Origin of the sequence: Pseudomonas sp. CFII64 (assembly GCF_000416235.1) — a bacterium.
Lineage (GTDB): Bacteria > Pseudomonadota > Gammaproteobacteria > Pseudomonadales > Pseudomonadaceae > Aquipseudomonas.
In genome coordinates this window covers 106,398-117,441 of the sequence record NZ_ATLO01000046.1, presented here as the reverse complement: position 1 = coordinate 117,441, position 11,044 = coordinate 106,398, and the positions used below count along the sequence as shown (strand labels likewise).

General features: G+C 58.3%; 10 protein-coding genes. 7 read left to right on the top strand and 3 right to left on the bottom strand.

What is annotated here, in order from left to right:
- Positions 1–112: 112 nt before the first annotated feature.
- From CFII64_RS21735 to CFII64_RS21705, 7 genes are all read left to right on the top strand, one after another.
- A complete protein-coding gene (locus tag CFII64_RS21735; protein WP_020293002.1) occupies positions 113–571 on the top strand; it encodes a hypothetical protein in 459 nt (152 codons plus the stop codon).
- Complete coding sequence (locus tag CFII64_RS30330; protein ID WP_256208147.1) at positions 487–966, top strand: hypothetical protein; 480 nt, start codon at positions 487–489, stop codon at positions 964–966. The genes CFII64_RS21735 and CFII64_RS30330 overlap by 85 nt, the downstream gene beginning before the upstream one ends.
- A gap of 104 nt (positions 967–1,070) precedes the next feature.
- The gene (locus CFII64_RS21725) at positions 1,071–2,498 is read left to right on the top strand and encodes a di-heme oxidoredictase family protein (protein WP_020293000.1); all 1,428 of its coding nucleotides are present in this window, start codon (positions 1,071–1,073) and stop codon (positions 2,496–2,498) included.
- Positions 2,499–2,528: 30 nt separating this feature from the next.
- Positions 2,529–3,593: an imelysin family protein gene (locus CFII64_RS21720; protein ID WP_020292999.1), complete on the top strand. Its 1,065-nt coding sequence runs from the start codon at positions 2,529–2,531 to the stop codon at positions 3,591–3,593.
- Between the two features lie 16 nt (positions 3,594–3,609).
- On the top strand, positions 3,610–4,707 hold the full coding sequence (locus tag CFII64_RS21715) for a DUF1513 domain-containing protein (protein WP_020292998.1): 1,098 nt from the start codon (positions 3,610–3,612) through the stop codon (positions 4,705–4,707).
- Between the two features lie 146 nt (positions 4,708–4,853).
- Positions 4,854–6,005, top strand: coding sequence for an efflux RND transporter periplasmic adaptor subunit (locus CFII64_RS21710; RefSeq protein ID WP_020292997.1), 1,152 nt, complete (start codon positions 4,854–4,856; stop codon positions 6,003–6,005).
- A gap of 14 nt (positions 6,006–6,019) precedes the next feature.
- Positions 6,020–9,079, top strand: coding sequence for a multidrug efflux RND transporter permease subunit (locus CFII64_RS21705; protein WP_020292996.1), 3,060 nt, complete (start codon positions 6,020–6,022; stop codon positions 9,077–9,079).
- Between the two features lie 171 nt (positions 9,080–9,250).
- Here the strand turns inward: CFII64_RS21705 and CFII64_RS21700 are convergent, their stop codons facing one another.
- Genes CFII64_RS21700 through CFII64_RS21690 form a run of 3 tightly spaced genes read right to left on the bottom strand, consistent with a single transcriptional unit; the run spans position 9,251 to position 10,879 of the window.
- On the bottom strand, positions 9,251–9,478 hold the full coding sequence (locus CFII64_RS21700; protein ID WP_020292995.1) for a hypothetical protein: 228 nt from the start codon (positions 9,476–9,478) through the stop codon (positions 9,251–9,253).
- On the bottom strand, positions 9,478–10,194 hold the full coding sequence (locus CFII64_RS21695) for a lipopolysaccharide kinase InaA family protein (RefSeq protein ID WP_020292994.1): 717 nt from the start codon (positions 10,192–10,194) through the stop codon (positions 9,478–9,480). The genes CFII64_RS21700 and CFII64_RS21695 overlap by 1 nt, the downstream gene beginning before the upstream one ends.
- Positions 10,195–10,198: 4 nt before the next feature.
- A complete protein-coding gene (locus CFII64_RS21690) occupies positions 10,199–10,879 on the bottom strand; it encodes a class I SAM-dependent methyltransferase (protein ID WP_020292993.1) in 681 nt (226 codons plus the stop codon).
- Positions 10,880–11,044 lie beyond the last annotated feature (165 nt).

Sequence of the window (11,044 nt, the reverse complement as noted above, 5' to 3'; positions counted from 1 at the left end):
AGGCTTTATTGAAACGGCTGTCTCATTTATCTTTCCTAACTGGTTCCTTTGGGCTCTTATCGCGAGCCTGGCAACTTTTAACGGTGGATTATTTCTTCGAACAATTCATCGCTTGATTGACTATCCACCAATCCGCTTCAACCGCCAACGCCGTGAAGTAGCCTACGTCGCCAAACGCGGCCAGCCGCCGCGTTTCGTTCCCTGGGAAGAAGTCATTGCCTGCGTCAGCAGCGGCAAGGTTGTTACGCAATACGGCAGCCATAACAGTTTCTCGCTGATGATTGGCCTGCGGGACTCGGCAAGTGGCGATGTAGTGTGGATCACCGTGCCCACGGCATCGCTGATGTTGGCGGTCAGTGAATGGGAGGCCATTCGCAGTTACATGGAAGAAGGGTTAAGCGCGCTGCCGCCGCCAATGAGCGAGGCATATGAAGAGGGCACCGTCGCCTATTTTCAGCTGTGTCGTCAGGCTTATCGGGAAAACCATTGGTACGTGACCTATCTGTTCGGCTTCGTCCTTATCCAGTTCTGCAGCGGTTGGACCCTGCCGTGCCGATGGAAGAAGGGTTAAGCGCGCTGCCGCCGCCGATGAACGAGGAATATGAAGAAGGCACCGTCGCCTATTTTCACCTGTGCCGTCAGGCATATCGGGAAAACCATTGGTACGTAACCTATCTGTTCGGCTTCATCCTTATCCAGTTTTGCAGCGGCTGGACCCTGCCGTGCCATATCGCCGCCTGGGTCGAACGCCTGCCAAAAACCAGCTTTCCGAAAAGCGTCCTGGACTGGTCCAAACCTCTACCGCCCGAGCAATGGCAAAAGCCCAGCGCTGAATTGATCGAACAGAGCAAAGCGGTGCGCAAGAGTTTGCGGCAGGGTAAGAGCTTGTTTGAGCACTTTTGTGAGATGAACAAAACTTGCGGGGATGTCCAGCAAGTCGAAATCCAGAAGCGGGCAAATTCGTAACAACACGTTGCGACAGGTCAAGGTAAACGATAATCCCTCTTATTCGAAAAGGACGAGGCTGTTAAGCTTGCACGCCCCGATTTTGGGCTGGTTGCAGGATGTTTATGATTACGTCGCTTGGTCCGATCCTTGCTCTGCTCGTCGCCGTGGCGTTGAGTGGGTGCGATGACGCCCCGCGTTTTACCCAGGCGGAGCCGGGGGAAGCGTTGTCGGGTGGGGCGGCGACGGTGAACAAGGCTGATCGCAACGCGTTTTCGCTGCCTTCGGCCAATCTTTCGCCTGTGCGGCGGCTGGATTTCAGCGTTGGCAACAGCTTCTTTCGCAGCCCTTGGGTGATTGCGCCCTCGACCACCACGGCCCGGGACGGCCTGGGGCCATTGTTCAATACCAATGCTTGCCAGAATTGCCACATCAAGGACGGCCGCGGCCATCCGCCCGAAAACGGCGACAGCAATGCTGTGTCGATGCTGGTACGCCTGTCGATTGCCGACGATCCGGCTCATGCAGACCTGATCAAAACCGCTGGCATTTTGCCCGAGCCGACTTATGGCGGGCAGTTGCAGGATATGTCGATTCCCGGCGTTGCGCCGGAAGGCCGTGTGCGCGTCGAGTATGAGCCGCTGCCGGTACATTTCCGCGACGGTACGCAAGTCGAATTGCGCAAACCGACCTTGAGCATCACTCAGTTGGGTTATGGCCCGATGCATCCTGAAACCCGCGCATCGGCGCGTATCGCGCCGCCGATGATTGGCCTTGGGTTGCTGGAGGCGATTCCCGATGCGGCGATTCTGGCCAACGCCGATCCGGACGATGCAGACGGCAATGGTATTTCCGGGCGGCCGAACTGGGTCTGGGATGACGTCGCGCAGAAAGTAGCGCTGGGCAAGTTCGGCTGGAAAGCTGGCCAACCCAACCTCAATCAACAAAACGTTCACGCGTTCTCTGGTGATATGGGCCTGACCACCCGCCTGAGAATGTTTGATGACTGCACACCCGCGCAAACTGACTGCCTTGCGGCACCCAACGGCAATGGGCCGGATGGCGAGCCCGAGGTCAGCGACAACATTTTGCGCCTGGTGCTGTTTTACACGCGAAACCTGGCCGTGCCCGCCCGCCGCGATGTTGAAACTCCGCAGGTGCTGGCTGGCAAGAATCTGTTCTATAAAGCTGGCTGCCAGCAATGCCACACGCCGCAGTTCAAGACCGCCCATGATGCCGCCGAGCCGGAACAGGCCGATCAGGTCATTCGTCCTTACAGCGATTTGCTGTTGCACGACATGGGCGAGGAACTGGCTGACAATCGCACCGAGTTTCAGGCTACAGGTCGCGAGTGGCGAACCCCACCGCTATGGGGGATTGGTCTGACACAAACAGTCAGCGGGCATACCCAGTTTCTGCATGATGGCCGCGCCCGTAATCTGCTCGAAGCCGTGCTCTGGCATGGCGGCGAAGCCCAGGCGGCGCAACGACAAGTATTGGCATTCGATGCCGAGCAACGCGCCGCGCTGCTGGCATTCCTGAATTCGTTATGACTTCTTTCATTTAAAAATAAGGAGCCGGACATGTTCCGTCCCAAGTTGCTCTTCACCAGCCTTGCCGCTCTTGCTTTGGGTGCCTGCGCACCGGCCGATCCACAGGCTGTCACTTCGGCGTCCATCGCCAAGCAAGTGATCCTGCCGACTTACAGTCGCTGGGTCGATGCGGATCGGCAACTGGCGGTCAGCGCCCTCGCCTTCTGTCAGGGCAAAACTGATCTGGCCACTGCTCGCGCCGATTTCCTGCACGCGCAGAAGACCTGGGCCGAATTGCAGCCTTTGCTGATCGGCCCGCTGGCCGAGGGCAACCGCTCCTGGCAGGTGCAGTTCTGGCCGGACAAGAAAAACCTGGTCGGCCGTCAGGTCGAGCAACTGGTGACCGCGCAGCCGCAAATCAGCGCCGAAGCGCTATCCAAATCCAGCGTTGTGGTGCAAGGGCTGTCGGCCTACGAATACATTCTGTTCGACGCCGAAATCGACATGGCCAACGCCGAGCAGAAAGCGCGTTACTGCCCGCTATTGATGGCAATTGGCGAACGTCAAAAAGCCCTGGCGGAAGAAATCCTCAGTCGCTGGAACAGCAATGACGGCATGCTCGCCCAGCTGAGCAAATTCCCCAACCAGCGCTATGCCGACTCCCATGAAGCCATCGCTGAACTGTTGCGGGTTCAAGTCACTGCCCTGGACAGCCTGAAGAAAAAACTCGGCACCCCGCTGGGTCGTCAGACCAAAGGTTTGCCGCAACCCTTTCAGGCTGATGCATGGCGCAGCAAGTCGTCGCTCAGCAGTCTGGAAGCCAGCTTGATCAGCGCTGAAACGGTATGGACTGGCGTTGAAAATCACGGCCTGCGCGGTCTATTGCCCGCCGAGCAGAAACCGCTGGCCGACAAGATCGACGCTGCCTACGCTGCCAGTCGTAAACTGCTGACTGCGCTGAAGCCGCCCCTGGCCGATCTGCTGGCCAGCGAAGAAGGCCGTCAGCAGCTCAACGCGTTTTACGACAGCCTCAACGTGGTTCATCGCCTGCACGAAGGCGAGCTGGCCAAGGCGCTGGGTATTCAACTGGGCTTCAACGCCAACGACGGCGATTGAACGAGAGGTTTTGATGATGTTGCGACGCCAGGCTCTGGCCCTTGGAAGTCTGTTGCTCAGTGCTTGCACCTTGGGCGGCTGGACTTTGTTTCGCCAAAAAGGCAAAGACCCGCTGTTGCTGTCAGCCCGTGACGATGCTGATGGGCAGCATTACGCCGTGGGTTATCAACTGGATGGCAAACAGGTCTTCGCGACCAAAGTTGGCCAGCGCTGCCACGACATCATCAATCACCCGACGCTGAATCTGGCGTTGTTCGTGGCCCGTCGTCCCGGCACCGAAAGCTATTTGATCGACCTGCGCGATGGGCGTCTGTTGCAGACCATCACCTCGCAACCGAATCGACATTTCTATGGGCATGCCGTCATTCACAGCGGCGGCGAATGGCTGTATGCGACCGAAAACGACACCACCGATCCAGGTCGTGGTCTGTTGGGCGTGTATCGTTTCGAAGGTGAGCGTCTGGTGCATGCAGGGGAAATCTCTACCCATGGCATCGGCCCGCATCAGGTGTCATGGATGCCCGATGGCGAAACGCTGGTGGTCGCCAACGGCGGCATCCGCACCGAAGCCGAAAGCCGGGTCGAGATGAACCTTAACGCCATGGAACCCAGCCTGGTGTTGATGCAGCGCGACGGCACCCTGCTGAGCAAGGAAATGCTCAGGCAGTCCATGAACAGCGTGCGGCACATGGGCATCGCCAGCGATGGCACCATTGTCGCGGGCCAGCAGTTCATGGGCGATGCTCACGAGAGCGCCGAGCTGCTGGCAATCAAGCGTCCCGGCCAGCCATTCCAGGCGTTTCCCGTGGCGGAGCAACAGCTCGCTGCAATGGGCCATTACACTGCCAGCGTCGCGGTACACAGCGAACTGCGGCTGGTGGCGCTCACCGCACCGAGAGGCAACCGCTTCTTTATCTGGGACCTGGACAGCGGCGCGGTTCGCCTTGATGCACCACTGCCCGATTGCGCCGGCGTCGGCGCGGTTGCCGATGGTTTTGTGGTCACCTCTGGCCAGGGCCGCTGCCGTTTCTACGATTGCCGCCAGACCGAGCTGCTGGCCAAACCACTGGATTTGCCGACGGGATTCTGGGACAACCATTTGCATCTGGTTTGATATCGAGACCTGAATTCAATCCCATGACATAACCCGAGCCAAGGTCCGGGTTTGAAGTAATATTGCGTGACATTTTTATAAGAAAACTCCCGAGCCGCAGGATTAATGTGCTCGCCTGATTCACCTGTATTTGCAAGGAAGTGAATATGTTGCGTCGCCGTATGTTGATCATGCTGGGTGTGGTGCTGCTCGTCGTGCTGTTGCTGGCGGGCTATAAAGCTTTTTCTGTTTATCAACAAATCCAGCAGTTCAGCGCGCCGAAGCCAGCGATCAGCGTGGGCGTTGCAACGGCCAGGGAGCGTGAATGGCAGAGTCGTCTGCCGGCCATCGGCACGCTCAAGGCCTTGCAGGGCGTGGACCTGAGTCTGGAAATTGCCGGCACGGTCAAGGCCTTGATGTTTGACTCCGGGCAAAAAGTCCGCGTCGGTCAGCCGTTGCTTCAACTGGACAGCGACGTAGAAAAAGCCCTGCTCGGCACTGCCGAAGCCGACCTTGGCCTGGCCCAGGTGGAACAGGGTCGCGGCAGCAAACTGGTGGGCGATCAGGCGATTTCCCGAGGCGATTTCGACAAGCTCGTCGCGCAGTTGAAAAAGGCCAGCGCTACCGTGGCGCAGTTGAACGCATCCCTGGCGAAGAAGCGCATCCTGGCGCCGTTCAGCGGCACCATCGGCATTCGTCAGGTGGACGTCGGTGATTATCTGGCCAGTGGCACGGTCATTGCCACCTTGCAGGACCTGAGCAGCCTTTATCTCGATTTCTATGTGCCGGAACAGGCGCTGCCCAATCTCGCGGTCGGCCAGACAGCACTGGTCAGCGTCGCGGCTTACCCCAAGCAGAGCTTTGAGGCGACACTCAGCGCGATCAACCCCAAGGTCGACGAAACCACTCGTAATCTGTTGGTGCGCGCCACGCTGCCTAACCCCGAAAACAAACTGCTGCCGGGCATGTTTGCCGATCTGCACGTCTTGTTGCCCGGCCCGAAGACGCAAATCGTACTGCCGGAAAGCGCGATCACCTACACGCTCTATGGCAATTCGGTTTATGTCGTGGTGCCGAAGAAGAATGAACAGGGCGAGCCGGAAAAAGACGCCAAAGGCGAAGCCCAGCTGGCCGTTGAGCGGCGTTTCGTGGAAACCGGCGAGCGGCGCGACGGGCTGGTGATCATCAGCAAAGGGATCAAGGCCGGCGAGCAAGTGGTCAGCGGTGGTCAGCTCAAGCTCGAGAACGGTGCCCATGTCGCGATCAGTGCCGACACCACTTTGCCAGCCGAACAGAACAGTCAGCCTCGCGCAGACTGATCAAGGAATTCTTCATGGCTTTTACAGATCCGTTCATACGTCGTCCGGTGCTCGCCACGGTGATCAGCCTGCTGATTGTGTTGCTGGGTTTTCAGGCGTTCAGCAAGCTGACCATTCGCCAGTATCCGCAGATGGAAAACGCCCTGATCACGGTGACCACCGCGTATCCCGGCGCCAACGCCGAAACCATTCAGGGCTACATCACACAACCCTTGCAGCAAAGTCTGGCGAGCGCGGAAGGCATCGACTACATGACGTCGGTCAGCCGCCAGAATTTCTCGATTGTTTCGATCTATGCGCGGATCGGCGCCGACAGCGACCGCCTGTTCACCGAGTTGCTGGCCAAGGCCAACGAGGTCAAGAACAAGCTGCCGCAAGACGCTGAAGATCCGGTGCTGAGCAAGGAAGCAGCGGACGCTTCGGCGCTGATGTACATCAGCTTCTACAGCTCGGAACTGAGCAATCCGCAAATCACCGATTATCTGTCCCGGGTGATCCAGCCAAAGCTGGCAACATTGCCGGGCATGGCCGAAGCCGAAATCCTCGGCAATCAGGTCTTCGCCATGCGGCTGTGGCTCGATCCGGTGCGCCTGGCGGGCTTTGGCCTGACGGCGTCGGATGTCACCGATGCGGTGCGGCGCTACAACTTCCTGTCGGCCGCTGGCGAGGTCAAGGGCGAGTACGTCGTGACCAGCATCAACGCGACCACCGAACTGAAATCCGCCGAAGCCTTCGCGGCCATCCCGCTCAAGACCGACGGCGACCGGCGCGTGTTGCTGGGCGACGTGGCGCGGGTCGAGATGGGCGCGGAAAACTACGACACGGTCAGTTCGTTCGACGGCACGCCGTCGGTGTACATCGGGATCAAGGGTACGCCGAGTTCCAACCCGCTGGACGTGATCAAGGAAGTGCGGCGCATCATGCCGGAGCTGGAAAGCCAGCTGCCGCCGAGCCTGAAAGTGTCCATCGCCTACGACGCCACGCTGTTCATTCAGGCCTCGATCAACGAGGTAGTGAAAACCCTGATCGAAGCGGTGTTGATTGTGATTGTCGTGGTGTTCCTGTTCCTCGGCGCGTTGCGCTCGGTGCTGATCCCGGTCATCACCATTCCGCTGTCGATGATCGGCGTGCTGTTCTTCATGCAACTGATGGGCTACTCGATCAACCTGCTGACACTGCTGGCCATGGTGTTGGCCATCGGACTCGTGGTGGACGATGCCATTGTCGTGGTGGAAAACATCCATCGCCATATCGAGGAAGGCAAGACGCCGTTCGATGCGGCCATAGAAGGCGCGCGAGAGATCGCCATGCCGGTGGTTTCCATGACCATCACCCTCGCTGCGGTTTACGCGCCCATTGGCTTCCTGGAGGGGCTCACGGGCGCGCTGTTCAAGGAGTTCGCCTTGACGCTGGCGGGAGCGGTGGTGATTTCCGGTGTGGTCGCGTTGACCCTGTCACCAATGATGTGCGCCCTGCTTCTGCGCCACGACGAGAATCCCAGCGGCCTGGCCCACAAGCTCGACCAGATTTTCGACCGGCTCAAGGCGCGCTATCGCAGCATGCTCCACGGCACGCTGAACACGCGCCCGGTGGTGCTGGTGTTTGCGGTGATTGTGTTGTGCCTGATTCCGGTGTTGCTCAAATTCACCAAGTCGGAACTGGCCCCGGACGAAGATCAGGGCATCATTTTCATGATGGCGACGTCGCCGCAGCCCACCAACCTGGATTACATCAATCGCTACACCGATCAGTTCATCCAGATCTTCAAAGAGTTTCCCGAATACTATTCATCGTTCCAGATCAACGGCTTCAACGGCGTGCAAACCGGTGTCGGTGGTTTCCTGCTCAAGCCGTGGGACGAACGCAGCCGCACGCAAATGGAGATCTTGCCGGAGGTCCAGGCAAAGCTGGCGGGGATCAGCGGCTTGCAGATTTTCGGTTTCAACCTGCCATCGCTTCCGGGGACCGGCGAAGGCTTGCCGTTTCAGTTTGTGATCAATACGCCAAACGATTACTCGGCACTGCTGCAAGTGGCCGAGCGCATCAAGGCGCGGGCCACGGAGTCAGGCAAGTTTGCCTTTCTGGACATCGATCTGGCCTTCGACAAACCGGAAGTGGTGGTGGATATCGACCGGGCCAAGGCCGCGCAAATGGGCGTTTCCATGGCGGATCTGGGCGGAACGCTCGCCACCTTGCTGGGCGAGGCGGAAATCAATCGCTTCACCATCGAAGGCCGCAGCTACAAGGTCATCGCTCAGGTTGAACGCCCTTACCGGGATAATCCGGGCTGGCTGAACAACTATTACGTGAAGAACAGCGACGGCAAACTCTTGGCACTGTCCACCCTGATCAAGGTCAGCGACCGCGCCCGACCGCGCCAGCTCAATCAGTTCCAGCAGCTCAACTCGGCGATCATCCAGGGCTTTCCGATTGTCAGCATGGGCGAAGCCATCGAAACCATTCGCCAGATCGCCAGCGAAGAAGCGCCGGCGGGTTTTGCCTATGACTACGCCGGTGCATCGCGGCAATACGTACAGGAAGGCAGCGCGTTATGGGTGACGTTCGCCCTGGCGCTGGCGATTATCTTCCTGGTGTTGGCGGCGCAATTCGAAAGTTTCCGTGATCCGCTGGTGATTCTGGTGACCGTGCCATTGTCGATTTGCGGCGCCTTGATCCCGTTGTTCCTGGGGCTGTCGAGTATGAATATCTACACCCAGGTCGGGTTGGTGACCTTGATCGGCTTGATCAGCAAGCACGGGATTCTGATTGTAGAGTTCGCCAACCAGCTACGCCGCGACAAGGGCTTGTCAGCCAGGGAAGCGGTGGAAGAAGCCGCGGCGATTCGTCTGCGACCGGTATTGATGACCACGGCAGCGATGGTCTTCGGCATGGTGCCGTTGATTCTGGCCAGCGGTGCAGGCGCAGTCAGCCGGTTTGATATCGGGACCGTGATTGCGACCGGGATGTCGGTCGGGACGTTGTTTACCTTGTTCGTGCTGCCTTGCGTCTATACGTTCCTGGCGGCGCCGGACAAGAAAATCGCAGCACCGAGCCCAATTCCGTTCGAACGGTAGGAGGGGACTTGTCCCCGAAGACGGCGGATGGGCCAGCATCATTCGCCTGATCTAATCCGGTGTCTGCGCCACCGCCTTCCCGGACAAGTCCGGTCCTACCGAGCCCTACCCACACACAACAAGGCCCCGTAAACGGGGCCTTCATCACGCAGTTGTCTTTAACGCTGGATCTTAACGTTGCGGCCCTGAACCCTGGGCCAGGCCAAACATCAACAGCAGTAGATCGTGGTCTGGTTTTACGGTCTGCTCGACCTTGGCGACTCTGGGCAAAGGACAATGTCCTTCGCCATGTTGAGCGCTCAATATCTTGGTACCCGGCTCTTCCCAGGCGGCGAGAGCAACAGAAGCAACAGCCAACGCACCCACTACAAACAAACCTCGAGCCAGTTCTAGCTTCATTACCCTAAACCTTTGATAGCGCTGCCAAACGCTGCCTCGTAAAAGTAGACGAGTTTCTGCCAGTCCGCTGGACTGAATGACGAATGGCGACGCAGCTGTTTCATGTCGTGCTGGGCTGCGGCGTAGGGGGTCAGGCGACGGCGGCACTTTTCGAGATCCAGCAGCGCGACTTCGGCACGGGCCTCGGAACCTTCGCCGACGACCCGGACGAAGACGTGCTTGATATAGATGCAGCTGTGCTGCCAGCGGCCGCGGTGCATGCGCGCCAGATTGACTGCCAGTTCATGGAGCATTTGCTCGTGCAGCGCTTCACCGTAGCGCTCGCGACCACCGGCCGCGTACCAGTTTTCGATCTCTTCGAAACCATCCAGCGCAGCGGTCACCAACAATGCACGCCACTCATTGTTTTCGTCGCGCTCGGCGCCGCAGAAAATCATTTTCGGTACATTCACGTTGAGCTGACGCAGGCCTTCCAGCGCATCACGCTCGCGCAGTACGGTGGGACGCCCGAAAGGATGCAGCCAACTGCGGTAGATATGGCCCGTCTGGCGCTTGATGTAGATAAGCCGACCATTTTCAGTCAAGACGCGCTGCACGCCGCTTTCGCCACCACGACGGATGTTGGGCTCTTCTACCCATTCACCACGCTGGCTCCAGAAATAGGCAAAGCGCTCGTCTTGGCCAACTGTCGGTTCTACTACACCTTCCACGCCCATCCTGTTACCTCTTGCGCAATAAATAGACACGCCACATGGCGTACATCGGCAGGAAATCCATCCGCTCCTGGATTCGGAAACCTGCCTGTTCGAATTCGGCTTCAACGGTTGCTACGGGTAACACAAAGCGGTTTTGGTAACCTTCCTGCCCGCTTTCGCGGCTGCGCTTTTGCTCGCTGCGCTTGCGTTTCCAGGCCTTGAAATTGCCATCGACCCATAGCGAAATGATCACGCTGTCGCGGGTAACACGTTGAAACTCACGCAATAGCGCCAATCGGTGAGCGGCGTCGCCCACGTGGTGTAACAGCCGCATACAGAAAATACTGTCCACGGCGTTGTCGGGCAGATTGATAGCGAACGCTGACGTCTGCAAGGGTTGTACCCGTTTCACCACTTCGGCAGGCTGGGCCTTGCAAGCGGTGCTGAGCATGTCCGCAGAGTTGTCCGCGCCGATGATCACCCGATTGGGTTTTTCCGCCAGCAGCGGCCAGAAGCGACCCGCACCACAAGGCAGATCCAGCACCAGCCCAGGATCACCGGCCAGCTTCAATGCTTTGCGTGCCAGTTGCTCGTCGCGCCTGTGAGACAACCGTCGAGACAAATTGTCCTGATGTTTCTGTAAATATTTTTCTGCGTGTTGTTGATTGTATTTACGGGAAAACTCGAGCTCGATTCGCTTGCTCATGGTGAATCTCCTGATTCGATGGGGGCCAACTTAGTCAGCCCAGCGTCATCGTCAGGTCATGTTTATGTGAAAAAAGCGTTACTTGGCTTGAGCAAATGTTTCGAGATTTTACAATGACTTAGAGATAGCACCACGCCACTATTTGTCAAAATGACAGGTTTCTCA